This is a genomic window from Lwoffella lincolnii (genome assembly GCF_002014765.1).
GTDB classification, from domain to species: domain Bacteria; phylum Pseudomonadota; class Gammaproteobacteria; order Pseudomonadales; family Moraxellaceae; genus Psychrobacter; species Psychrobacter lincolnii.
Genome location: NZ_MUYT01000004.1, coordinates 39083 through 63756, shown reverse-complemented (window position 1 = coordinate 63756; position 24674 = coordinate 39083). Strand labels below are relative to the sequence as shown.

General features: G+C 42.6%; 26 protein-coding genes, 2 tRNA genes and 1 other RNA gene. 14 read left to right on the top strand and 15 right to left on the bottom strand.

Annotated features, from left to right (window positions below; translation table 11 throughout):
• Positions 1 to 66 precede the first annotated feature (66 nt).
• Both B0682_RS02520 and tsaA read right to left on the bottom strand, forming a co-directional pair.
• Positions 67 to 306 carry an entericidin A/B family lipoprotein gene (locus tag B0682_RS02520; RefSeq protein WP_240494828.1) on the bottom strand — a complete coding sequence of 80 codons (240 nt, stop codon included), beginning with the start codon at positions 304 to 306 and terminating at the stop codon, positions 67 to 69.
• A 141-nt stretch (positions 307 to 447) separates the two neighbouring features.
• Positions 448 to 1356: a tRNA (N6-threonylcarbamoyladenosine(37)-N6)-methyltransferase TrmO gene (gene tsaA, locus B0682_RS02515; protein WP_240494827.1), complete on the bottom strand. Its 909-nt coding sequence runs from the start codon at positions 1354 to 1356 to the stop codon at positions 448 to 450.
• Between the two features lie 70 nt (positions 1357 to 1426).
• Between tsaA and B0682_RS02510 the strand changes: the two genes are divergently transcribed.
• The 4 genes from B0682_RS02510 (at position 1427) to B0682_RS02495 (ending at position 3076) form a co-directional block, all read left to right on the top strand.
• Positions 1427 to 2200, top strand: a complete 774-nt coding sequence (locus tag B0682_RS02510) for a ferredoxin--NADP reductase (protein WP_078306528.1) — start codon at positions 1427 to 1429, stop codon at positions 2198 to 2200.
• Between the two features lie 50 nt (positions 2201 to 2250).
• Complete coding sequence (gene msrB, locus B0682_RS02505) at positions 2251 to 2670, top strand: peptide-methionine (R)-S-oxide reductase MsrB (protein WP_078306969.1); 420 nt, start codon at positions 2251 to 2253, stop codon at positions 2668 to 2670.
• 144 nt (positions 2671 to 2814) lie between these two features.
• Positions 2815 to 2890: transfer RNA gene (locus B0682_RS02500), tRNA-Val, on the top strand.
• 109 nt (positions 2891 to 2999) lie between these two features.
• Positions 3000 to 3076 (top strand) — tRNA-Asp (locus B0682_RS02495).
• A gap of 209 nt (positions 3077 to 3285) precedes the next feature.
• On the opposite strand, the gene B0682_RS09710 is transcribed toward B0682_RS02495, so the two are convergent.
• A complete protein-coding gene (locus tag B0682_RS09710) occupies positions 3286 to 3417 on the bottom strand; it encodes a hypothetical protein (RefSeq protein ID WP_276206616.1) in 132 nt (43 codons plus the stop codon).
• A gap of 58 nt (positions 3418 to 3475) precedes the next feature.
• On the opposite strand from B0682_RS09710, the gene B0682_RS02490 reads away from it, so the two are divergent.
• Together B0682_RS02490 and B0682_RS02485 are read left to right on the top strand one after the other, a co-directional pair.
• Positions 3476 to 3763 (top strand): BrnT family toxin, encoded by a 288-nt coding sequence (locus B0682_RS02490; RefSeq protein WP_078306527.1) that lies wholly within the window; start codon positions 3476 to 3478, stop codon positions 3761 to 3763.
• Entirely contained in the window at positions 3729 to 4004 is a 276-nt protein-coding gene (locus B0682_RS02485; RefSeq protein WP_078306526.1) for a BrnA antitoxin family protein, read from the top strand. Before B0682_RS02490 ends, B0682_RS02485 begins: the two co-directional genes overlap by 35 nt.
• A gap of 7 nt (positions 4005 to 4011) precedes the next feature.
• Here the strand turns inward: B0682_RS02485 and B0682_RS02480 are convergent, their stop codons facing one another.
• The 7 genes from B0682_RS02480 to ppsA form a co-directional block, all read right to left on the bottom strand.
• Positions 4012 to 4197, bottom strand: a complete 186-nt coding sequence (locus B0682_RS02480) for a hypothetical protein (protein WP_078306525.1) — start codon at positions 4195 to 4197, stop codon at positions 4012 to 4014.
• Between the two features lie 567 nt (positions 4198 to 4764).
• Positions 4765 to 5122: a transfer-messenger RNA gene (gene ssrA / locus B0682_RS02470) on the bottom strand.
• A gap of 129 nt (positions 5123 to 5251) precedes the next feature.
• Positions 5252 to 5746 (bottom strand): 50S ribosomal protein L9, encoded by a 495-nt coding sequence (gene rplI, locus B0682_RS02465; protein ID WP_078306524.1) that lies wholly within the window; start codon positions 5744 to 5746, stop codon positions 5252 to 5254.
• 32 nt (positions 5747 to 5778) lie between these two features.
• Positions 5779 to 6006 carry a 30S ribosomal protein S18 gene (gene rpsR / locus B0682_RS02460; RefSeq protein WP_078306523.1) on the bottom strand — a complete coding sequence of 76 codons (228 nt, stop codon included), beginning with the start codon at positions 6004 to 6006 and terminating at the stop codon, positions 5779 to 5781.
• Between the two features lie 20 nt (positions 6007 to 6026).
• A complete protein-coding gene (gene rpsF / locus B0682_RS02455; RefSeq protein ID WP_078306522.1) occupies positions 6027 to 6446 on the bottom strand; it encodes a 30S ribosomal protein S6 in 420 nt (139 codons plus the stop codon).
• 146 nt (positions 6447 to 6592) lie between these two features.
• The gene (locus B0682_RS02450) at positions 6593 to 7489 is read right to left on the bottom strand and encodes an RDD family protein (protein WP_078306521.1); all 897 of its coding nucleotides are present in this window, start codon (positions 7487 to 7489) and stop codon (positions 6593 to 6595) included.
• Between the two features lie 194 nt (positions 7490 to 7683).
• Positions 7684 to 10074 carry a phosphoenolpyruvate synthase gene (gene ppsA / locus B0682_RS02445; protein WP_078306520.1) on the bottom strand — a complete coding sequence of 797 codons (2391 nt, stop codon included), beginning with the start codon at positions 10072 to 10074 and terminating at the stop codon, positions 7684 to 7686.
• Between the two features lie 395 nt (positions 10075 to 10469).
• Between ppsA and ppsR the strand changes: the two genes are divergently transcribed.
• Genes ppsR through sthA form a run of 3 tightly spaced genes read left to right on the top strand, consistent with a single transcriptional unit; the run spans position 10470 to position 13433 of the window.
• Positions 10470 to 11363: a posphoenolpyruvate synthetase regulatory kinase/phosphorylase PpsR gene (gene ppsR / locus B0682_RS02440; RefSeq protein WP_078306519.1), complete on the top strand. Its 894-nt coding sequence runs from the start codon at positions 10470 to 10472 to the stop codon at positions 11361 to 11363.
• Positions 11364 to 11399: 36 nt separating this feature from the next.
• Positions 11400 to 11783 (top strand): DUF4377 domain-containing protein, encoded by a 384-nt coding sequence (locus B0682_RS02435; protein WP_078306518.1) that lies wholly within the window; start codon positions 11400 to 11402, stop codon positions 11781 to 11783.
• A 15-nt stretch (positions 11784 to 11798) separates the two neighbouring features.
• Positions 11799 to 13433, top strand: a complete 1635-nt coding sequence (gene sthA / locus B0682_RS02430) for a Si-specific NAD(P)(+) transhydrogenase (RefSeq protein ID WP_420845499.1) — start codon at positions 11799 to 11801, stop codon at positions 13431 to 13433.
• Positions 13434 to 13535: 102 nt separating this feature from the next.
• Here the strand turns inward: sthA and B0682_RS02425 are convergent, their stop codons facing one another.
• Positions 13536 to 15194, bottom strand: a complete 1659-nt coding sequence (locus tag B0682_RS02425) for an alpha/beta hydrolase family protein (protein ID WP_143823245.1) — start codon at positions 15192 to 15194, stop codon at positions 13536 to 13538.
• A 335-nt stretch (positions 15195 to 15529) separates the two neighbouring features.
• Here B0682_RS02425 and B0682_RS09470 point away from each other — a divergent pair, with 335 nt between their 5' ends.
• From B0682_RS09470 to B0682_RS02410, 4 genes are all read left to right on the top strand, one after another.
• A complete protein-coding gene (locus B0682_RS09470; protein ID WP_158077842.1) occupies positions 15530 to 15676 on the top strand; it encodes a hypothetical protein in 147 nt (48 codons plus the stop codon).
• Positions 15677 to 15923: 247 nt separating this feature from the next.
• On the top strand, positions 15924 to 17015 hold the full coding sequence (ychF, locus tag B0682_RS02420) for a redox-regulated ATPase YchF (protein WP_078306516.1): 1092 nt from the start codon (positions 15924 to 15926) through the stop codon (positions 17013 to 17015).
• Positions 17016 to 17049: 34 nt separating this feature from the next.
• Entirely contained in the window at positions 17050 to 17691 is a 642-nt protein-coding gene (gene ybeY, locus B0682_RS02415) for an rRNA maturation RNase YbeY (RefSeq protein ID WP_078306515.1), read from the top strand.
• A gap of 173 nt (positions 17692 to 17864) precedes the next feature.
• The gene (locus tag B0682_RS02410) at positions 17865 to 18110 is read left to right on the top strand and encodes a hypothetical protein (protein WP_143823244.1); all 246 of its coding nucleotides are present in this window, start codon (positions 17865 to 17867) and stop codon (positions 18108 to 18110) included.
• A 119-nt stretch (positions 18111 to 18229) separates the two neighbouring features.
• On the opposite strand, the gene B0682_RS02405 is transcribed toward B0682_RS02410, so the two are convergent.
• The 4 genes from B0682_RS02405 to B0682_RS02390 all read right to left on the bottom strand — a co-directional run bounded on the left by B0682_RS02405 (position 18230) and on the right by B0682_RS02390 (position 22668).
• Complete coding sequence (locus tag B0682_RS02405; RefSeq protein ID WP_078306513.1) at positions 18230 to 19867, bottom strand: ABC1 kinase family protein; 1638 nt, start codon at positions 19865 to 19867, stop codon at positions 18230 to 18232.
• A gap of 85 nt (positions 19868 to 19952) precedes the next feature.
• Complete coding sequence (locus B0682_RS02400) at positions 19953 to 20765, bottom strand: ubiquinone biosynthesis accessory factor UbiJ (RefSeq protein WP_078306512.1); 813 nt, start codon at positions 20763 to 20765, stop codon at positions 19953 to 19955.
• Between the two features lie 103 nt (positions 20766 to 20868).
• Positions 20869 to 21666: a bifunctional demethylmenaquinone methyltransferase/2-methoxy-6-polyprenyl-1,4-benzoquinol methylase UbiE gene (ubiE, locus tag B0682_RS02395; protein WP_240494857.1), complete on the bottom strand. Its 798-nt coding sequence runs from the start codon at positions 21664 to 21666 to the stop codon at positions 20869 to 20871.
• 252 nt (positions 21667 to 21918) lie between these two features.
• The gene (locus B0682_RS02390) at positions 21919 to 22668 is read right to left on the bottom strand and encodes a DUF8198 family protein (protein WP_078306510.1); all 750 of its coding nucleotides are present in this window, start codon (positions 22666 to 22668) and stop codon (positions 21919 to 21921) included.
• Between the two features lie 161 nt (positions 22669 to 22829).
• On the opposite strand from B0682_RS02390, the gene B0682_RS02385 reads away from it, so the two are divergent.
• The gene (locus tag B0682_RS02385; RefSeq protein ID WP_078306509.1) at positions 22830 to 24413 is read left to right on the top strand and encodes an ATPase; all 1584 of its coding nucleotides are present in this window, start codon (positions 22830 to 22832) and stop codon (positions 24411 to 24413) included.
• The last annotated feature ends 261 nt before the right edge of the window (positions 24414 to 24674 follow it).

Sequence of the window (24674 nt, the reverse complement as noted above, 5' to 3'; positions counted from 1 at the left end):
TATTGTATATAAAATGTTATCAAGGGCATGTGATAAATAGAGTGTTGCCAACAAAAAGGCATGTCCCTAATATCCTGCATATCCGTCATGCCCTCCATATCCGCCATGCCCTGCATATTCTCCATATCCTGTATGTCCGTCATGCCCTCCCATTCTTTGTTTAACTTGACTGGCACTGTTACTGACGGTATTACCAACTGCGGATATGTCTTGACCAAGACCACTGATGGTATTACAACCTGTCAAAACCATCATGGCTGTCAGAGCAACTAAAGTCAGCTTTTTCACTTGGGTTTGCTGTTTCATAAACTTATCCATTTTTGATAATCATAATTTTTTAATGATAACTTGTTAAGCAACATGGCACAAGTCACTTAATTGCCCATGATTACCCATCTTGATAGGACACCTTAATAGAACAATGAGCCAGCTTTAGCCCATTTTATGTTAAGCTATTTTATCAACCCCAATCACTTCTAACTGTCCTTGTGTTCTTTGTACAAAACGCACGTCAATATTTTTATAACGCATGACATACTCTCGCTGACTGACCTTTTGACGATAAGCAGGGCGTGGATCTTGAGCAATCAAGGCGGTGATGATGTGCCAATCAGCATCATGTAAAGAAGTAAGCAAATGGTCATTCATCAAACCCTCTGTCTGCAAGTCTTTAACAATCTTATCAAACTGGCATTTGGCATCTTGACAAACATGCACTTGGCAAGTTGATGGTTTGGCATCGGCATAACCGTCATGGCTATCAATAATGGCATCGCTATAACTCATATAAGGGCGAATGTCTAAAATGGGCGTTTTATCCAATAAATCTGCCCCAATGACATGAATCAGCAACTGTCCCTGTCTTGTTTCAATGCCCTGCAAACGCACCACCGACATGCCCATCTGACTGGGACGGTACATGCTACGACTGGCAAATACACCCACTTTGTCATTACCACCCAACCTTGGTGGACGTATTTTTGTTCTAAATTGGGCTTGTGAATGCTCTGTTTGCGTTGCTTGACGATTGGCATGAAAATACCAATGCAACCACAGATGACTAAAATTATCCAATCCCACAACCGCATCAAACACGTCATAAGGGGGCAACAACTCAATGACAGACCGCACATCAACCAAATTAGGCTGGCGTGGTAAACCAAATTTTTGCGTCATGGGTGAGTGATGCACCCCCACCACAGGCAAGGTTACATCTGCTAAATTTGCAAGGTGATGTTCCATATTGTCATGCTCCAAATCATCATGTTCCAAACTGGCGTTAATTGGGCAATTTGTGTCATTTTTTGCTATCATATTGAGCTGGCTTTTTATATGGCTGGCAATGTGCTTATTCATGTGCTTATTATACGACCACTCACGTCATTTTGTTATTTCATTTCTTTAAAAACTCTAGTAAGGATAGGTTATGTCTAAATTTCGCACCGAGACCGTTACTCACGTTCATCACTGGAACGACAGCTTATTTACCATCAAAACCACCCGTGATGACGGCTTGCGTTTTCGTAATGGTGAATTTGCCATGATAGGCTTAATGGTGGACGACAGACCCTTGGTGCGTGCGTACTCCATCGCCAGCCCCAATTATGCAGAGTATTTGGAATTTTTCTCCATTAAAGTGCAAAACGGTCCGTTGACTTCACGCTTACAACACATTCAAGTGGGCGATGAACTCTTAGTCAGTAAAAAACCCACTGGCACATTGGTTCTTGACGACCTTTTACCTGGCAAACATTTATATATGTTGGCAACAGGCACAGGGCTTGCTCCGTTTTTATCATTGTGCCGTGACCCTGAAGTGTATGAACGCTTTGATAAAGTCATATTGGTACATGGGGTACGTAAGATTGAAGACTTGGCGTATCGAGAACTGTTTGAATACCAGCTGCCCAATGACGACATCTTTGGTGAGTGGGTAAAAGAAAAATTCATCTACTACCCCACCGTCACTCGTGATGAATTCAAAAACCAAGGACGCATCACCACATTACTTGAGTCTGGCAAGTTGTTTGATGACATTGGACTGCCCCCAATCAATCAAACTGATGACCGTGTGATGATTTGTGGCAGCATGATGATGAATGAAGACACTTCAAAAATCCTAGATAATTTTGGGCTGTCCATATCACCCCGTATGGGCGAACCTGCTGACTACGTGGTTGAACGAGCATTTGTGGGCTAATGATTAAAAATGAATCACTAACAATCAATAACATGAGGTAAAAAATAATGATGAATGACACACAACTGAGCAAAACACAGATTGACCAGTTAACCGAACAGGACTGGCAAAATCGATTAACCGCTGAACAATATCATATTTTACGCAATAAAGGCACAGAACGCCCCTTTACAGGAAAGTATAATGACTGCAAAGACACTGGCATCTATCGCTGTGGTGGCTGTGGGGCTAAATTATTCACTTCTGATGCCAAGTTTGATTCAGGTTGTGGTTGGCCAAGCTTTGACAAAACCATTGATGACACTGCCGTTGATGAACACTTAGACACCTCACATGGCATGCGACGCATTGAAGTGACTTGCAATAACTGTGGTGGTCATTTGGGGCATGTGTTCCCTGATGGGCCTAAAGATACCACAGGCATGAGATATTGCATCAACTCAGTGGCGATTAATCTTGATAAAAGTTAACCAATATAGGGTGGCTATTATGTTAATTTTATTGTCTAACCATGTTGATGGTTATGGTGGAAGCATGATGCACCAAACGAAAAAAGTTTAAAAAAGCGTTTGACAGAGAATTTAAACCGTATATAATACACACCCACAGAGCAAGGGTGGTTAGCTCAGTTGGTAGAGCGTCTGCCTTACACGCAGAATGTCGGCGGTTCGACCCCGTCACCACCCACCAATTTCTTGCTCATGACTTTTTTTGGTTAGGCAATCTTTTTGGTTAGGCAGTTAGTTAAGCTGTCAAAACTAAACAATAAATTGCCATCAACTTAATCAAAGCGACCTAAGCAGCGGTAGTTCAGTTGGTTAGAATACCGGCCTGTCACGCCGGGGGTCGCGGGTTCGAGTCCCGTCCGCTGCGCCATTTATTAAGGATTCCACTTGTCAAAGTGCCTTTTATCAAAGTAGATAATACTTTAATTTTTATAAAATTAATGTCTCAAATCTCCCCTGATTTGAGATTTTTTTGTTTAAGATTGCAAATTATTAAAAAATATTGAAGAATATAGCATCTTTTTAATTTACCAAAGAATTTGGTAAGTCCTGCAAACCGCCAAAAATTCTTACATAAAATTATTTTAATTTGTGCATGGATATTTTAGGCGTGGTGGCTATCAACGTCCCATCAGATTTGATGCCTGTAACGGTCGCATAACCCCTAGGATTGTCGCTAAAAATCTGCTGAAACTGGCTTAATAAATTCATCTTTACACGCCCCTTTTTTTGGTTACAATATAAAAACCAACCAACCTGTCATGCACCCATGCACATTGAATACGACCCCATCAAAAACCAAAAGAACATTGAAGAACGTGGTTTGCCGTTTGCCATGGCGATTGACTTTGATTTTACCACCGCCCTGATATGGCAAGACACACGCAAACCATACCCTGAAACTCGCTATTCATCACTTGGGTTGATTGATAATCGTCTATACGCCCTTGTGTTTTGTGAAGTTGACCTAGGCATTCGCATCATCAGCTTTAGAAAAGCCAATCAAAGAGAGTGTAAAAAATATGACCAGTTTAGCCATCAAACCCAAAGACCCTGAAAAAACCGACTTTGAAAACCCAGAGTGGACAGAGGACATGTTTGCCAATGCCACCCGTTTGCAAGGTTTGCCAACATCACTACAAACCAAACTTGGCAACCCCCCAAAAGCCAAGCCAAAACAAGCCATTACCGTCCGCTATGACAGTGACATCATTGACCGCTTTCGTGCCACAGGCAAAGGCTGGCAAACACGCATGAACGATGCCTTACGAGAGTATTTAGACACTCACGCATTTTAAACGCATTTTAAACATCCACATACCTATCCATCCCCACCGTCTGCCACACCACCACCGCATCACCATCACGGCTGACTGACAGCCCAACCGATGTAATTAGGGCATTAAACGCCCCATCACCGCCGCCGGTATCGTCATTGATTTGCCAAATCTGCCCAAGCTTGGCAAGGGGTAAGTTAAAACCACCATTCAAAACTGGAAAAAACAACCAAAACGCAAGGTGGTCATCACACGCAAATTGAAAATAGACATGGACGCACTACGCCAAGACGTAGAAACCCATATATACCACCATCAACGAGAACGAGCCGTTCCGCTTTAACTTCACCCAACGAGCCATTGGAATTGCCCTACAGCGACTCAAAATCACTCAAAAAAAGACATTGAAACACCCTAAAGCTGATGACACCAAACGTACAGCCTTTACTGAGCAACTTATCCAACACCAGCAAGCTAACCGACCCATTATCTACCTTGATGAAAGTGGCTTTAAATCCAATGAATATCGACCTTATGCCTACACACCGAAAGATCAAAAATGTTACTTGGGCTTGGGTTAAGCAAAAACGTAGGGACTGGTGATTAGGTTGTGTTGATTCGCTGTTCTTTTATTTTATGTGGATTTGTGCCATTTTTTAATTTTTTTACCATATGATGGTATCATGATTAAGTTTGTAAAACAAAAAACCCTTGAGATTTAGTATTCTCAAGGGTTTTTAACTGATTTTAATTAAGTTTGATTTTCTTTAATTTTGATAGATGGTGGAGATGGCGGGAGTTGAACCCGCGTCCGCCAGCACTACGCTCATGATTCTACATGTTTAGGCTCTGTCTTTGGCTTTAACCCACACCGACCCGACAGTCAGGGTGGATAGGGCGATTTCCTAAATTTCGCCTAAGTCATCGGAACGCTAACTTAGACCATCCTTCGTACGTTCGCTTCTAGGAGAGCAACCAGACCAAAGGCAATCTGTGCCGTCCTAAGCAGCCCTTAAGCTACTAGAGCGTAAGTTTCGTCGTTTGCGACTATTTTAATATATGCTTGATTTACGAGAGGGCATACTCTCTCGACATGCCTCATTGAGTTTCATTACCAGCGTCGAAGCCAGAACATCCCCAAAGAACGACCTATTATACACCAGTTAATCTTATTTTACAAATTCTGTTTTACAGATGATAAAAAATCGACTCTGACGAGTCGATTTTTTACGATTTATGCTGCCATTTAATTATTCTACCATTTTGTCCTATTCGACATCAGCCACTTCTTCAGCAGTTTGGGGCAAAATATCACCATCTTCTGAAAGAATGGTTACCAAGATTTGGGCGGTGATGTCATGATGCAATTGGACAGTAACATGGTACTCACCCACTTGACGCAATGTGCCTTCTGGCAAGTTGATTTCAGAACGGTCAACTTCCAAGCCAGATTTGGTCAACGCATCAGCGATATCACGAGTGCCGATAGAGCCAAATAATTTGCCTTCTTCGCCAGTTTTGGCACGCATGATGACATTGACATCACGCAATGAGTCAGCACGCTTTTGGGCAGATGCCAGCTCTTCAGCTTCGATGGCTTCAAGCTCAGCACGACGTGCTTCAAATTTTTCAATATTGGCGGCAGTGGCAGGCAATGCCTTGCCTTGTGGTATAAGATAGTTACGTCCATAACCGGGTTTAACATCGACGGTGTCACCGAGTTTACCCAGGTTGACGATACGCTGTAATAAGATAACTTGCATGGGTCACTCCTAGTTAACTTGATAACAACCGATTACTGATGGTTATCGGTATAAGGTAGTAGGGCCAAATAGCGAGCCTGTTTGATGGCGGTGGCCAGTTGACGTTGATATTTGGTGGACGTACCTGTGATGCGACTGGGTACGATTTTGCCATTGTCCCCAATGTATTGCTTTAGTAAATCAACATCTTTATAGTCGATATGGGTGATGCCTTCAGCGGTAAAACGGCAAAATTTACGGCGGCGATAAAAACGTGCCATGAGCTTGCTCCTTATCCTTATTATTCTTCGTTGTCATCATGGTTGTCATCATCGCTGTCGTCATCGTCATTATCATGACGATTGTCGTTGCGACGGCTGGGCTTACGGGTGCGTCTTTCATCAGCACCTTTAGCCAAGGGTGACTCTTCGATGATGGCTTCATCACGACGCATGATCAAGCTACGAATAATGGCATCGTTATAGCGGAACAGCTCTTCAAGTTCTGCCAAAGTCTCGCCACCACATTCAATATTAAATAACACATAGTGTGCTTTGTGAATTTTGTTGATGGGATATGCCAGTTGACGGCGACCCCAATCTTCTAAACGATGTACAACGCCATCTTGCTCTTGTACCAGATTAACATAGCGTTCTACCATATTGGCACTTTGATCGCTTTGATCTGGGTGTATGATTAGCACCACTTCGTAATGTCTCATGATAGACTCCTTACGGTTTAGACAGCCGATGACCCTATGTCATTGGCAAGGAGATTATGACGGTCAGGCATCAGCCTTAAAATCATAAAGGCGACCATTATACAGATTTAACACTTGCTAAGCAAGATGATTCAAAATATTTGTTGTTAAGCTTTGTTGTTAAGTTGGGCATCATCAGCAATCATGACCACAGTTTTGGCTAATTTGTCATGCAGGCTTTGTTTTTGTTTGTCGATAATCATGATGATGAAGTCTGCCACCAATAACAACATGCCTATTATGGGAACAGAATAAGCGATGTTGGTCAGTACGGTTCTGATTAATAAGATATTGGTTACTGATGGTAAGCTTAAGCTGTTCTTATCTAAAATTCTAAGCCCAACTGCCATTTTGCCAAGTGTCTGTCCTTTTTTAATCAGCATTAGGGTCTGTACCACAAACACCGCCAGAATCATTAAAGCTGATATTGTCATGATATGGTTTGGTACGGATTCAACGATACTTTGTACGTGTGCTGAGGTCATGGGTTTGGATAACACATCCATGCCTGTGTGCATTAACAAGGGAAATATGGCGGCAATCATGATGAGTTGGTCAATCAAGACCGCTAAGATGCGTTTGCTGACAGACGCAAGTTGATTGGTTGGTGTGGTTTTGTTGTGATGATTGGTTTGTTGTTTTTGTTCGGTTAGGTATTCTTTGATGCTTGTGTCGCCAGTTGGCTGTTTTGTGTCGATTGGTTTTCTGCCATAAAGTTGCTCTACCGTTACCCGAGTTGGGTGGTTATCATTATTTGGATTGGCATTTGGGTTGGTTTGATTGGTTGGGTTGACTGGCGTTGTCATGGGCTGCATGACGGATTTTATGTTAGTGCGATAGCTTAGCTGGTTGCCTGTCATTTGTCCAACTGACTGCCATTTGTCCATGCCGTCATGCCACATCAAATCGGTGAGCAGTACTTCATTAGAAGCAAGCATGGCATTGAGTTGCTCTAAGGTGTAAGGACCTGCTTGTTGATTGTTACGGGCTAAATAGATTTGCATGACGCACCTTGCTGTTATTTGGACTTAAAATGGTCATATTGTAACTGCTTAAAGCAATTAAGGCAAAACAAGCCTGCTTTTTTTGCTGTTACAGAAAAAAAGCTGTCGCAACAAAAGAAGCAGGCTTAAAAATCACCAAACGTTTAGAGCATTGGTTTCGAGTGTCGACAATTCGAGTGTCGACAATCTGTTTTTTAGTTGACTTTCTCTCCAGCTAAGAAAAACCAAGTATCTAAGACAGAGTCTGGGTTCAATGACACAGAATTAATCCCCTGCTCCATTAACCAGTATGCCAAGTCTGGATGGTCAGATGGTCCTTGACCGCAGATGCCAACATATTTGTTTTGCTTGCGACAGGCTTGGATTGCCATAGACAATAGTTTTTTAACCGCCGCATCACGTTCATCAAACAGATGCGAGACGATGCCAGAATCACGGTCAAGCCCTAAGGTTAATTGAGTCAGGTCATTAGAGCCGATGGAGAAGCCATCAAAGTACTCAAGGTACTCATCTGCCAATAAGGCGTTGGTGGGTAATTCACACATCATGATGATTTCAAGACCATTGACACCACGTTTTAGCCCATTTTCTGCCAAAAGTTCGATGACTTGCTTGGCTTCTTTTGGTGTACGTACAAAGGGTATCATGATTTTTACATTGGTCAGTCCCATGTCATCACGAATGTATTTTAATGCACGGCATTCAAGCTCAAAACAATCACGAAAGTTTTCTGACACATAACGCCCTGCACCACGGAAGCCAAGCATGGGATTTTCTTCTGATGGTTCATAAAGTTTACCACCCACAAGGTTAGCATATTCGTTGGATTTAAAGTCTGACATACGCACAATCACAGGCTTGTCTTTAAATGCCACGGCAAGGGTGGATATGCCTTCAACCAATTTATCGACATAAAAATCTACAGGTGATGCGTACCCTGCGATGCGTTCATTAATGGCTTGAACAGTTTCACGAGGTAAGCTGTTCATGTTCAGCAATGCCTTTGGGTGTATGCCAATCATTCGATTGATGATGAATTCCAACCGTGCCAAACCCACGCCTTCGTTCGGAATTTGAGCAAAACCAAAGGCACGGTCAGGGTTACCCACGTTCATCATGATTTTAAATTGCAATTTGGGCATCGACTCAATCGAGTTACTTTGGACATTAAAGTCTAACAACCCTTCATAGATATACCCTGTGTCGCCTTCGGCACAAGATATGGTTGCTTCCATACCGTCATTTAACAATTCTGTGGCATTGCCACAACCAACCACCGCAGGCACACCCAATTCTCGGGCAATGATGGCAGCATGGCAAGTGCGTCCACCACGATTTGTTACGATGGCAGAAGCTCGCTTCATCACAGGTTCCCAATCTGGGTCAGTCATGTCAGAGACCAAAATATCACCCTCTTCGACTTTGTCCATTTCATGAATGCTGTTAACTATTCGCACTTTGCCTGAGCCGATACGCTGACCGATGGAACGACCCTCACAGATGACTTTGGCATCTTTTGAATGGATCACGTAACGCTCCATCATGTTGGTATTTTGACGACTTTTGACTGTTTCTGGACGGGCTTGGACAATGAATATTTTGCCACTGTCGCCATCTTTTGCCCATTCAATATCCATGGCATGACCATAGTGTTTCTCAATGATAAGGGCTTGTTTTGCCAATTCAATCAGCTCATCATTGTTTAGAGCAAACTGTTGACGATCTGCTTTATCCACATCAACGATGGTGGTGGATTTGCCTGTTGTGCCATCTTCTCCATAGACCATCTTTTTGTGTTTACTGCCTAAGTTACGACGCACTATCGCAGGTTTTCCCTCGATAAGTAACGGCTTAGAAACATAAAACTCATCAGGATTGACCGCCCCTTGTACCACCATTTCACCCAAGCCATAACTTGCGGTGATGAACACCACTTGGTCAAAGCCACTTTCGGTATCGATGCTAAACATCACACCAGATGCCCCTGTCTCAGAGCGTACCATACGTTGCACACCTGCTGACAATGCCACTCCCATATGCTCATATCCTTGATGCGCACGATAGGCAATTGCACGGTCATTATATAAAGAAGCAAAGACTTCTTTGATGGCAATCAGCACGTTATCAATACCACGAATGTTTAAAAACGTCTCTTGCTGACCTGCAAATGACGCATCTGGCAAATCTTCAGCAGTGGCAGATGAACGCACAGCAACGGCGATGTCTTCTCCTTCACTCATCTGTTCAAATGCTACTCGAATGTCTTCTTCAAGCTTGGCAGGTAGGGTTTGATTAATTATCCAACCACGGATTTTTTTGCCTGTTTCTGCCAATTGATGCACATCATTAACATCCAAGTTTTTAAGTTCAGCATTGATTTTATCGGTCAATCCTGTGTCTTGCAAAAACTGATTAAACGCTTCTGCGGTGGTGGCAAATCCACCCGGCACACTGACACCCAAATCGGATAAATGACTGATCATTTCACCCAAGGAAGCGTTTTTACCTCCGACTTTATCAATGTCATTTTTGCCAAGGTTACTTAAGTTAATGACGGTACTGAGTTGATTTGTTGCATTGCTCATCATAACACTCCATTCATAACAGCTGTATTTATAACAGCTTTATTCATAATCATTGTCATTCATAATAATTGTCATCACAACCATCATACATAACAACTGACATAATAACTTTTTGAAATGCGACCATTTAGAAGGCATTATAGTTGTGAGCATTATACTCCTAATAAATGCCAATTTCGACATCACTTGTAAAAAAAAAATTGAATTTTGAGCCAAAATGGCAAAAAATATGGCGTTGGCTGTTAAATGAATGGCTTTTTTAAGTACTCAACTTTTATAAGTACTCAACCAACTTTCTTTCTTAACTCAAGGCTGATTATGAAATTTTTGCATTATTGCGTATAATAGCCACAACAGCCCAAGCACCTTTAGAAGGTCGTTATCTAGGAATAAGCATGCAAGAATTTCAGCGACAACAAACCAGCCCCACTTACCAAAACCGCCATGCCTTGGAGAATTGTACTGACGGCAAAATTCGGGCGGCTTTTTTTATTTCTGATGGCACTGCCATCACCGCTGAAACTTTGGGGCGTTCGATATTAAGCCAGTTTGCTTCTGTGCCTTTTATCACCAAAGTCATTCCTTATGTGGATACCCCAGAGCGTGCCAATTTTGCTGTTGAGCAAATCAACACCGCTTATCAAGAGCATGGTCTGTTGCCATTGGTGTTTGATACCATTGTTAATGATGGTATCCGTGAAATCATTAACTCTGCCCAAGCGTGCAATTTGGACATGTATGAAGGCATCATCGGACGCATTGCTGAAGAGATCCAAGTTGCCCCAGATGATCAAGGTGGGCATGCTCATTCTAATGTGGATTCAGAGAATTACAAAGCTCGTATTGAAGCGGTGCATTTTTCGTTGGATAATGACGATGGGGCAAGAACTCGGCAATATCCAATGGCAGACATTATCTTGATTGGGGTGTCTCGCTCAGGCAAAACGCCCACTTCATTATATTTGGCGTTGCAATTTGGCATTCGTGCGGCAAACTATCCATTAACCGAAGAAGACCTACACGAGATTCAACTGCCAAACGCCATTAAGCCTTATAAAGATAAGCTGTTTGGTTTGGTGATTGATACCGAACGTTTGGCGGCGATACGCAACGAACGCCGTGCAGGCAGTCGCTATGCCAGCTATGCCCAATGTGAACAAGAGCAAAAAGCCATTCAAGCCATCTATGCCAGTTATGGTATCCCAAGCCTTGATGTGTCTGAAATGTCCATAGAAGAGATTGCCACTCGCATTCTGCAAATCACAGGACTTAAGCGACGCATCGGTTAATTGAATTGATAAACCATTAAAAAATAGTGGAATAATATGAAAAATTTACTGCACTTATCGACGTTACCAGCCATTGGCTTTTGTATGTCCATCACTTTGGCATTATCTGCGTGTCAAAGCAATCCTTTTACTCACCCACCCACTCCTGAGTCCAGATATGTGCCTGATTTGGTACTAGGCACAGCACAGACATTCAGCATCGCCTCTACTCGTCAAGCGTGCCAATCCATCTTGCCCATGCAGTGTTTGCTTGCAACCGATGCCAATGGTCAAACCTTTCAAATCCCTTATGATGGGATAGAAGATTTTATCCCTGTACAAGGTGTGAGCTATCGCATCAATGTACGCCCACTTATTGACCAAAATAATGGGCAAGCCGTTGGTAAATGGCAGTTGGTAGAAATCCTTGCTCAACACTAACATTTAGGTAATTTTATGGCTAAAAAAAATAAAGACGCACAAATGACCCCAACGTTGAGCAATGAAGCAATCAATGCTGAAGCCATCAGCACCAACAAAAATGACAACACAGACAAACAATCAAACAAACAATCATCAGCTCAAACAGGCGATAAAGTGAACGACAAAGCCCAACACCCAGATTTAATCAGCCCTTTAGACAGTCATCGCATTCACATCGAATCAGGTTTTACTCGTGATTCACAACGTCTCAAAAACGGCAAACACCCATTTGACTATGATGCGGTGGTTTTGGGGGCTGGACCTGCTGGAGAAGCCGCTGCCATGAAACTTGCCAAATCTGGCAAAAAAGTTGCTGTCATTGACCCCCGTGAGCAAGTGGGTGGCAACTGCACCCATGTTGGCACAATCCCCAGTAAGGCATTGCGTCAAAGTGTGTTTAACATCATTAATTTTCGCCGTGACCCTTTGTTTAATCAAGGCATGGAATATCAACAAGTTCCGCTCAATCGTGTGCTTGCCAACGCTCGTCAAGTCATTCGCCGTCAGGTCAATACCCATGCCAGATTTTATGAACGCAATCAAATTGACGTCATTCAAGGTTGGGCAAGCTTTATGGATAAGCATACCTTAAAAATTGAACTTAATGACAATATGGGTGAGGATACCATCACTTTTCATCAAGCCATTATTACCGTTGGCTCAAGACCTTATCGCCCAGATATTTTAGACTTTGACCATCCTAGGGTATTTGACTCTGACAAAATTTTGCAAATGGATTATGTCGTCAAAAAAATCATCATCTATGGTGCAGGAGTCATTGGTTGTGAATATGCGTCCATATTCACAGGCTTGGGTTATAAAGTGGATTTGATTAACAATAAAGATCAACTACTGAGCTACTTAGACAGTGAAATCAGTGATGCGTTATCACACGACTTCCGTCAGTTTGGCGTTCTTATTAGACATAATGAAGAAATCGATTACTTAGAAACCCATGATGACTGTGTGATTTTGCACTTAAAAAGTGGCAAAAAAATCAAGTCTGATGCCATTCTTTGGTCAAATGGTCGTTCAGGCAATACAGACGGATTAAATCTAGATGCCATTGGTCTAAAAGCAAATAGCCGTGGACAATTAACCGTTGATGAACATTATCGCACTGATATTGAGAATATCTATGCAGCAGGTGATGTCATTGGCTGGCCATCATTGGCATCTGCGGCTTATGACCAAGGTCGCTGTGCCGCCGCCTTTATGGTTGGTGATAAAGATGCTGAACCTGTTTCATCTGTACCAACGGGAATCTACACCATTCCAGAAATATCCAGTATTGGCAAAACCGAACAAGAACTGACTGATGAAAAAGTGCCTTATGAAGTGGGGCAAGCATTCTTTAAAGACTTAGCCAGAGCTCAGATTATCGGTGAACGCACAGGGGTGTTAAAAATTCTTTTCCATCGTGAGACGTTACAGATTTTGGGCATTCATTGCTATGGTAACCATGCTTCTGAAATCATTCACATTGGGCAGGCGGTGATGAAATGTAACAACACCTTGGAATATTTTGTCAACACCACCTTTAACTACCCCACCATGGCAGAAGCCTATCGAGTGGCGGCACTTAATGGGTTAAATCGAGTGTTTTAAGCCAATAAGCAACCAGCCACAAGATGACACACAAACTGACACACAAATTAAGCGTTTAAATCACTTCGGTGATTTAAACGCTTTTTTATATCAAATCGACAATCATTTAAATTCAGCAAAATATGCCCTAACCGCTGCCGTGCATGCAGGAGCAACCAGCGTTGAGTGATAGCCAGATTGTAATAAAACTGTGCTTTGTTTCGCCAGTTTGCCGTAACTGTCAGCAAACTTAGCTTGTACATCTTGTTGAGCAGTTTTTAAGGTGGTTTGATGTTCATTGCCATTACCAATAAAACTCAGTGTTGGCTGTTGTCGTCTATTGGCATTGGTGGCATCGACATCTAAAATACTGACGTCTAACTTAACATCATTTGCTTTACCCTTGGCAATGGACGTTAAGACTTTGTTCATGCTACCTGTGTTGGTATCAAAAAATACCATGGGGTCTTGATTGCCACCACAAAACAATGTGGGCATCATTGGAATAAAGTTACGTAAGTCATTGGCTTTTAAAGCTTGACGCATGGGTGATTTTGGATCAGCCGCTGGCATGGGCATGTTATCCCCATTTGCCAAACCTAACATAATGCCATCTGGATTTTTTATGGCATCAGCAACGTATTTGGCCCGAAAATCGGTATTGACCAGATAATCATCGGCACTAAAGCCATAAGCAAAGCGGGTATCCTTTGGTGACAAACCTTGCAACACAGGATAACCGACAGGGTTTTTTTCAAATAAAGCGGTCATTGGCAATGCCCCAGATAAAAACAGCTCGTTAAAGCCTTTTTTCCCCGGTATCAACGTCTCGATACTGTTGGCATATTTGCCAGTGATAAGTTCACTTGGCTGGTTATATAAATTGCCATATTGTTTTTGGTAGCTGATGGCAATCATAGGAGCGAATACCGTCGCACCAATATTAATCGCACCCATAAATATCTGGTCACCAAAGGCCGCCATGGCATAAGGACCTGACATGGGAGCAAGGGCAGTGACTGGCTCACCTTTTAGCTGCAAATATTGGGCAGTGGCTAAAGCGGTATGACCACCTTGCGAATAACCTGAGATAAACAACTTACCTGAATCTTTGATTGCTTGACTGGTGGTTTTTAGTTTGATTGCTGCTCTGGCAGAAGCAAGGGCAGTGGCCATTTCATGCGATTGTTGTTTGGCATTCAGATAAGGGGTGTAGGTCAGGGGTGATGTGTCGTAGCCAGCATAATTCGGAGCAACAACGATATAGCCTTGAGCAGCAAAATTGACAGCGATGTTTGTTGCTCTGCCTCCAGCTTCATTATCAACATTACCAACTTGGGTAAAATCATACGCTTTGGTTACTGCTGTACCGTGAGCATAAAGCAAAATAGGACGCTCGCCACCACAGTCTGCAATATTATTCCCAGCAGGCAACATCACCGCAGCGGTGGCGGTAGTTGGCTCCCCCCCTGCCCCAACGGTACGATAGGTGATTTTATCAATTTGCACATCACACTTAGCGGTTGGTGTGAGACTGGCTGCATAAGGGTCAATTTTACCCAGCATCTGTTCAAGCTCGGTTGCTCTTATTTGTTTAATTGGCTGTGGCTTATCGATTAAAGTGGATAGCAAGGCAGTATCAGGTGGTGCTTTGGTGGCTTTGTTAAAGGTGGCTTTACTGTCTTCACCACAAGCGGTGAGTAATATGCTGCCCATGGCAATGACCAGTGGACATAGACAACGCTTATTTCTTACCATTATAACGGTGTTTATCGAGTTCATGATAACTTCCTTGTCAGGGTAATTTAGTCAGAGTAACTTAGTCAAAATAACTTGCAAAATTAAAATCGGTACATTTGTTAACTTTATATTACAATTAATGTCATGTCAATGAATGTCATATCAATGAATGTCATATCAATTAAGTAGCCATTAATGTATCTGCCATCAATGATACAAGTCAAGATGATTTTATAAAGTTAAGATGGTTTATTTCCTAAAGTTTTATCAGTTCATCATTGCGTTATGGCAAATAAGACCGTATAATCAAAACATGTATCTAATATACATGTTTTACTTTTTGACAACCCATGTTTGACAATCCAAAGGATATTTTTATGAGCCAACAAAACAATCAAAACAATCAAGCCACTGAGCAAGATAACCAAACTGCCATTCAAAATGAGCAAAACACTGACAAACAACCACCAAAGGTTGAAGAAGCCAATAGTTGTTGCGGTGGCTGTGGCGGTGGTGGTCATTAATTAGGGTGTATCCCTAATTTGGCACAACAGGGCTTCATGAACTAAATTTTCATGGACTAAACATGATGGTCAAGGTCATGCCTTGACCATTTTTTATGCGATAAGCTTTATGTGTTGGGTTTGATATGTTGAGTTTTATGTCATGAACTTTTATATGATGGTGATTTAGCCATTTACCCAACTATTTGCTACAATATGGCAATTTTTTAAGACAACCGTTTTTATCCTTATATTGAGAGTTAATATCATGGGCTTTAATTGTGGCATTGTTGGACTGCCAAATGTTGGCAAATCTACCCTTTTTAACGCATTAACCAAGGCAGGTATTGCCGCTGAAAACTTCCCTTTTTGCACCAAAGACCCTAATACAGGCATTGTGCCTGTCCCTGACCCACGCCTTGATAAGTTAGCAGTCATCGTCAACCCTGAACGAGTACTGCCAACCACAATGGAGTTTGTTGACATTGCAGGTTTGGTGGCTGGAGCATCAAAAGGCGAAGGCATGGGCAATCAGTTTTTAGCAAACATTCGTGAGACTGATGCCATAGCCCATGTGGTGCGATGCTTTGATAATGACAATGTGGTGCATGTAGATGGGCGAGTCAGTCCCATTGATGACATCGAAACCATTAATACCGAGCTGTCATTGGCAGACCTAGAGGCGGTGAGCCGTGCGATGACCAACTTAGGCAAAAAAGCCAAAGGTGGTGATAAAGATGCCAAAGCAATGTTGGCTGTATTTGAGAAGATTGAGCCGTTTGTGAGTGAAGGCAAGCCTGCACGCATGGCAAACTTAGATGATGATGAAAAAAAGCTCATCAAAAGCTATGGGCTTATCACCCTAAAGCCTGTGATGTACATTGCCAACGTCAATGAAGATGGCTTTGATAACAACCCATATTTAGATGCGGTCAATGATTATGCTAAAAACGAAGATGCCATTGTCATTCCTTTATGCAACCAAATAGAAGCCGAAATCGCTCAATTAGATGATGAAGATAAGGCAGATTTTTTGGAGGGTTTGGGGTTAACAGAGCCTGGGCTAAACCGAGTCATTCGTGGCGGTTATCAGCTCTTGAACATGCAGACGTATTTTACCGCTGGAGTCAAAGAAGTAAGAGCATGGACAGTCAAAGTGGGGGCAACTGCTCCTGAAGCGGCTGGGGTAATTCATACTGATTTTGAAAAAGGCTTTATCCGTGCTGAAGTCATCAGTTATGACGATTTTATCGAATACGGTGGTGAAAAAGGGGCCGCCGCCGCAGGCAAATCTCGCTTAGAAGGCAAAACCTATGTCGTGCAAGATGGCGATGTGATGCACTTTCGTTTTAATGTGTGATGATATTGATATTAATGTGTGATGATAACAACCCATGGTTAATCTATCCGTACACAGCTCTGATTTGGTCAGTCAAGAAGTACTGACACGCCATTACGCCATAGAGCGGATTACCCATGTCGTACAAACAGCATGGGGGCATGTTTTGTCTTCTGTATTGCCTTGTGTGCCATCTGATGCACCATTGACCCCATTGCCAACCGATACCAAGCATTTATCAGCTTTAAAGTTGCCTTATTATCCAACAATTAGGTGGGATAAATTTGTCCGTGATGATGAAAAACTTGGTCATCAAAAACATGGCGATAAACAAATCGCCATTGATTTATACATTACCGATTTTAATGAAGCAAGAGAACTTAACCAAAAAAGTCGGGGTAAAGATTATCCAACCAACATTTTATCCTACCCCAGCGACTTACCCCAAGCCGTGCAAGAACTGATGGAAGAATTGCCACTGGGTGAGTTGGTTGTTTGTCATGATGTCATTGACCGCCAAGCTCAAGAACAAGGCAAAACGGTAGATGACCATTTGACCCATTTGTTGGTACACGGTTTATTGCATTTGTTGGGCTTTGACCATGAGCTTGGACAGTATGAACAAGAGCAAATGGAGAGCTTGGAGATTGAGATTTTGGCACGCCTAAATGTTACCAACCCTTATGAGAGTGATTAAAGGGGAGTGGTTGAAGTTAATCTGTAAAATACATTAACAATTTTTTTCAAATCATTGCTGGCAGTCTTACCCCATTTTGCGATATTGTTTTGATGATGCAAGACATACGCTGTCCAATGTTTTGTTTTTATTTTCACAGTTTTTATTTTTACAAACACCTAAACGGAGTGGTTATGAAATCATCACAACAGCTATCATACAAACTGGCATTCATTGGCTTGCTTGCTGTGGTCATGACAGGATGTGCCAGCAATCCTTATCAAACCTATGACAACACCAAAACTGGTGCGTTGGTTGGTGCAACCATCGGTGCCTTGGCTCAAAGTGGTGGTAATCGTGAAGACATCGCCAAAGGATTGGCGGTGGGTGCTGCTGCTGGGGCTGGAGCAGGCTATGCTGCTGACCGTGCAGGTTATTAAAACAGTTTTTTATTAATATGGTTGCTTATTAATATCTACATATTGATGGTTACTGATTGGTTTTTTACCAATTTGATGGCGGATTGCCAATAAGATACAAAATCTTAAGATACAAGATGTCACGCCACAATCCGCCACAACACCACCATAAATGCCAATAGATAAAATATTGGGGCGAACCAACCAATCTGTAGGGCAATGGCAACACACATCACAAACCCTGCTAAAGCTTGCCAGTCTTTGCGACGGTCATTGAGCATATCGGCACGGATTTTTTGGATTTCTCTTAATTGCAAATCTTGTCGACTGCCATGACTGGCAAGACTTTGTAGGCTTCTATCTAATAGCTTAGGCAAGTCATTAGCAGACAGCAATAGGGCTGGTAACTGCTCTTTGATTTGCTGTAGGTTACGTACTGGGTCTAGTTGCTCTTTAACCCAAGCTGTCAAAATCGGCTTAGCTAATGACCAGATGTCTAGCTCTGGATATAAATCCCTGCCCAAGCCTTCCACATGCACCAATGTCTTTAACAACAGCATTAATTGTGGCGGAATGGTCATATGATGGCGGCGAGCGATGTCTAAGACTTGCATCAACACGCCAGCAAAGTCAATCTCATTAATGGGCTTTTGTACCATGGGGGCAACGGTGCGTCGCATGTCTCGCATTAGAGCGTGTTTATTGGTATTGGGGGGTATCCAACCTGCCCGATAAATGATGTCCACCAAACCAACAAAATTGCTGTTCATCACTGCCAAAAGCATTCTGGCAACCACCATTTGGTCAGTGGCAGACAGCTCACCCATGATGGCACAGTCAAGCCCAATATAGCGAGGGGTCGCCCCTTGAGCGATGTCTTGCTCTGACAATATTTCCACAAACACATTGCCAGGGTGCATGTCAGCATGAAAGAAGTTATCACGGAATACTTGAGTGAAGAATATGGTCAGACCCATTTTGGCTAAAACAGCTCGGTCATAACCCAATTCGTCAAAGACATGCGTTTGTGAGATGGGCACACCGTTAATGCGTTCCATCACCATCACCTGCGGGGTGGCAGCATAAACTTCTGGTACGTACATCATCTCAGAGCCTAAGAAGTTATGTCGCATCTTGCTGGTGTTGGCAGATTCTAAGGTCAAATCCAGTTCATTGAGCATGACTTGCCGATAATCTTCAACGATGTCTATTAAATGCACGGCACGAGCCGCTTCGATGCGAGCCGATGCCCATTGTGCCAAGTCTCTTAGTAACTCAAAATCTTGTATGATGCGGGTCTGAATGTCAGGTCTGGTTATTTTGACCACCACTTCTCTTCCGTCTGCTAGGGCGGCGGTATGGACTTGTGCGATGGAAGCGGCTGCCAAAGGCGTGCAATCAAAACGAGCAAATAACGCATCAATGGGCGCACCCAAACCATTTTTGCTGTCTTCAATCTGAGCGATGGCAATGTCACTGGCAAAGGGTTTAACTTGGTCTTGTAACAACACCAGCTGTTCAATGATGTCTGGGCTGACCAAATCTCGACGGGTAGAGAGCAGTTGACCCAGTTTTAAAAACAGCGTTCCCATGTCTTCTAAGGCGTATTTGACCCCAAGTGGTTGGTGCTTTTTACCCCATGCAGCAGGGTGTTTACGGATAAGTTTGGCAATGGGTTGCAGTTGTGGGGTGTCTTGAACTGGCAAATGGGTATCTAAGCGATATTTGGCAGCAATGCCCCAAATCTCAAATAGGCGTTTGCGGTGAGAAAAAAGCATGGCAAGGGCAGACCTATGATGGCGTTATGATAAACAATAAACAATATGGCTGTTTAACAGGACTTATTTTAACTGAATTTCATTTTTAATTGGGTTTTATCACCTGCTGGTGCTGTTGTGCTTTGATGGCATCGAGTTTGGCTTGTTCACGCTCAACATCGGCACGCAATCTTAATAGCTGTTGCTGTAAGTCATTGACTTCTTCACGCAAATCAGGATCTTCGCTGTTACCTGCCACTTGGTTTGCCCAGTCAGTGGCATCATAAAAGGCTTGTTTGGCAGTGTGCGACCAGTTACCGCTTAGCTGTTTAATCAGCAAGGTCAATTGACTGGCTAACGGCACCCCAATCAATGGTTCTAGCTGGGCGGCAATATCAGGGTTAAATCCTGCCATGAGCTGACGCACCTGCATCAATATCTTGTAATCTCCAGAGATGGGCAGATTGCCTTCAGGATTTTTTAATAAATTCATCAATTCTAATGGGTTGGCAACGCTGATGATGCAGTCAGGTTGGTTCACAACTCTGGTCTTATTTGCTGTACTGCTGTCGGCTTGATACAGAGTTGTTTGGTAACCATCAATGTCATCAGTGGTTAGGTTTTGATGCTTTTTATCGACTTGATTGGCTAAATTGTCAGTATGAGCGTGGTTTTGTCTAAAGCCACTGGCATTGTTAGGGTAATTTGCATTGCTTTCAAACACATCACTTGAGCTGACGGGTTCAAAACGAATGTGGTCGTTATTGAACAACACATCTAATTTTAAGCCAGGGTTGCTCATATCCAAACGCAAACTTTTGCCTGATAATGGCATCAGACCAGCTTGGGTGATTTTATCGCTACTGATGGCAAAGTTAACCAGTTTTTCTACCCCTGCCAATAATAAAGTCATCATCATGGTGCTTATCCTTATATTGGTTATTTTATTCGTTATTTATTCATCATTGCATGTTCATCATCGTGTTCATCATTGTGATTTGCTGTGACTGTTAAACGTAACGTCATGCTTTAAAACCACGATGTACCGCCACGATGCCACCAGTTAAATTATGAAAATCACAATTCACAAAACCTGCTTGGCTCATCATTTGCTTTAAGGTCTGTTGGTCAGGGTGCATGCGAATGGACTCAGCCAAATATTGATAGCTGTCAGCATCACCTGCCACGATTTTGCCCATCAGCGGTAAGGCGGTAAACGAATATAAATCATACGCCTTAGATAATGGCTCAAAGACAGGTTTAGAAAACTCAAGCACCAACAATCGCCCACCAGGCTTGAGTACTCGATACATGCTACGCAAAGCCGCATCTTTGTCAGTCACATTACGCAATCCAAAACTAATGGTCACCAAATCAAAACTGTCATCAGCAAAAGGAGATAAATCTTCAGCATTGGCAAGGACAAAATCCACATTGGCACAACCAGCGTTGATGAGTCGTTCACGTCCCACTTCCAACATGGCAGGGTTAATATCAGAGAGTATGACTTTGCCTGTGCGTCCCACTTCACGGCTAAACACCTTTGCTAAGTCGCCTGTGCCACCTGCAATGTCAAGTACTTGCTGACCTGCTCGCACCCCTGTTAGGCTAATGGCATAGCGTTTCCATAAACGATGAATGCCAAAAGACATCAAATCATTCATCACATCATACTTTTTGGCAACGGACGTAAACACGTCAGCCACACGGGCTTGCTTTTCACTTTTACGCACCGTTTGATAACCAAAGTGAGTCATGTCTTCATCATTCAAATATGGGTTTAAAGATTGGTACGTTGGGAATGAAAAATCATGAATCATTTGCTCATTAAGCATGGCTCTGGACTGTTGTTGCCCTTGCGGTGTGCCTTGGGGCAGGGTTTCTTGATTAAAATGTTGATTAAAATGATTGGCATCGACAGATTGACGTTCTTGGGTGAAACTGGTTGATGTCTGCTGTGATGCTTTTGTGTGTTGTTCGGCTGGCTGCTTATCAGTTGGCTGAATCATGCTGGTATCCTATCTGATGTCCTATGATTATGATGTCAAAAACGTGTCATTAATTATCGTCTTTTAATAATTTGGGTAAACAAATGGGGCAGAATGTGGGTCAATTCGACCATCATTCGTGCTGCCATGCACATGCTCTACGATTTGCCTTTCTCTTTCGGCAAATGGCTCAATAAAATGTGCCACCTTGCCCAACGGTTTCATGGCGACAAAACCTGCATCAATAAAATCATAAAATGGCTGTAACCCATTGGCATATGCTGTCCCTTTGGCCAAGGCAAATGCCTTTTGTAAAATAAACGAATTGATGTATTTGTCCGTACGATAACACACTTGTTTCATGTGAGTGATTTGCTCAAGTCGCTGTGTTTTGGCACCCACACGTTGATAGGCATTAAGCATGTTATCATAAGTAACAGGCAAGTCATTTTGGCTAAGCCACTGTGCTAATTGCAAATCCAGCTCAATCGCTTCAATGGCAGCAGCGATGGCCAATGTCCCAGTTTCCAATGCCCCAGATGGCACCAGTTTTTCAAACTTTTTGGCCTTAGGTAAAATGATGTCAAGTTGCTTTGCCATTAACGTAAACTGCTCACCGCCATAGAGTTGATTGACAAAATAATCTGCCATTTTTTGATTTTGGGGCAACTCAAATATGTCTTTATGACTGTCATAAACTCGCAGACGCTGAAAATTTTGCACATCGCTAAGTTTGGCTGCTAAACTGGCATCACGATGATAAGGCAGTTGCCAATATGTTTGTAAAATATGTTCAAGCTGTGCCAATGAATTAAACTGAGTGTCTGTGTCCATAAATACCATCAAAACATACCATCAAAAAAAATGAAATAAGAAAAATAAACGCCATCTTGGTCAATCAGTTACAACATCATTTGATTATACTATAATTAGAACTAAAAACTATCATTAGGACTAAAACTCACCAAAATAAGCATATCATATAAGGTCATGTCATGAGTAAATCTGCTGACAAATCATCATTAACCGCACAAAACACCCTGTTTTGCCCTAACCCATTAAACCAGTTCCATTTAAGTGAAGATGAATTGAGATTGGCATTGGTTACCACACAATATGCGTTACGTGATGCGTTGCGTAAGACGCACAAAACATCAACAAAGAACAAAAAACCAGCCAAAAAACGACCGACAGGATTGCTGATTTTGGTCAATGGCATGGAAATGTCAGGCAAGGGCGAGTCAGTGTCTCAATTTCGTCAATGGGTTGACCCAAGATTGCTTAAAGTTGAAGCCACAGTTGGTAAAAACCATGATGCTGATGAACCCATTTGGCAACGGCACACAAAAAAACTACCAAGACATGGCGATGTGGGTGTGTATTTTGGTAATTGGTATGCTGATTTAATCACCACAGCCTTGACCAAAATACACAACAAAGAAAACTGGCAAGAATATCTGTCCAATCAACTCAACTCATTGGCAGATTTTGAAGCTGACTTGGTAAACAATGGCACGCACCTGCTTAAGTGTTGGTTTCATGTCGATGCCCAAATACTCAAAAAACGCCTGCACGATGACCTGGCTGACCCCATACAATTGTATCATATGGATTGGGCGGACACACAGGCAGTCGCTGAATTTAATGACATTGCCAATGACATGCTCAGCCAACAAACGGATTGGTTGGTCATTGATGGCACAAATGCCAAAAGCACGCCAACCATGTTTGCCCATCATGCCCTACATGCCATGCAAAACGCCGTGCATAACCGCTTTAATGGCTTTAATCGCAATGACGTTAATCACTTTGATGACCATCAGCGACGCACAAATACCTCCTTTGTTTGGGCAGATGTGCCTGACAGACTCACAACCATTGATGACCCAAACATGGGCAAGTCAGCTTATAAACAACAATTAGTCAGCAAACAGCAACAACTTGCCAAATTGTTGCGTCAACGTGGCAATCGACATGTGGTGTTTGCTTTTGAGGGCATGGATGCTGCGGGCAAAGGTGGATCAATCAAACGCTTAGTTGCCCCCCTTGACCCCCGTGAATATGTCATTCATAACATCAACGCCCCGATGCAATATGAGCTTGACCACCCTTATTTGTGGCGATTTTGGACACGCCTGCCATCATCACAACTTGAACACACCAACCGCATCGTCATTTTTGACCGTACTTGGTATGGTCGAGTACTGGTTGAACGAGTAGAAGGCTTTGCCAGTGAAGAAGAATGGCAACGAGCTTATGCTGAAATTAATCGCTTTGAAGCGGACTTAAGCCAGTCAGGAACAATTATCTTAAAATACTGGCTTGCCATTGACAAAAAAGAACAATTAAAACGATTCAAAGACCGTAAAAATACCCCACATAAACACCATAAAATCACCGAAGAAGACTGGCGTAATCGTGATAAATGGCAAGATTATGTGCAAGCAGCAGCAGACATGTTGGCACGCACCAACAGCAATCATGCACCTTGGCACTTGATTGCAACCAATGACAAACGCACTGCACGGTTAATGGTACTGGACGATGCCATTAACCGCTTATCAAAGGCATTGGATTAAAGATGTTGGAAAATGCCCTGCGGTTCACTCAACCCACAGGGCATTTTTTATTCATTTATCATAACCAATGTCAGCACAACACGATAAACATCTGTGATGATGAAACGTGGTTATTTTTAATGGTTATTTTTGGCATCACCACTTTGAACGTCATTATTTTGAACGTCATCATGTTTAACGTCATCATGTTTAACGTCATTATTTTGAACGTCATCATTTTGAACAGCATCATTTTGAGCATTCACATCTGTAACATCTGTG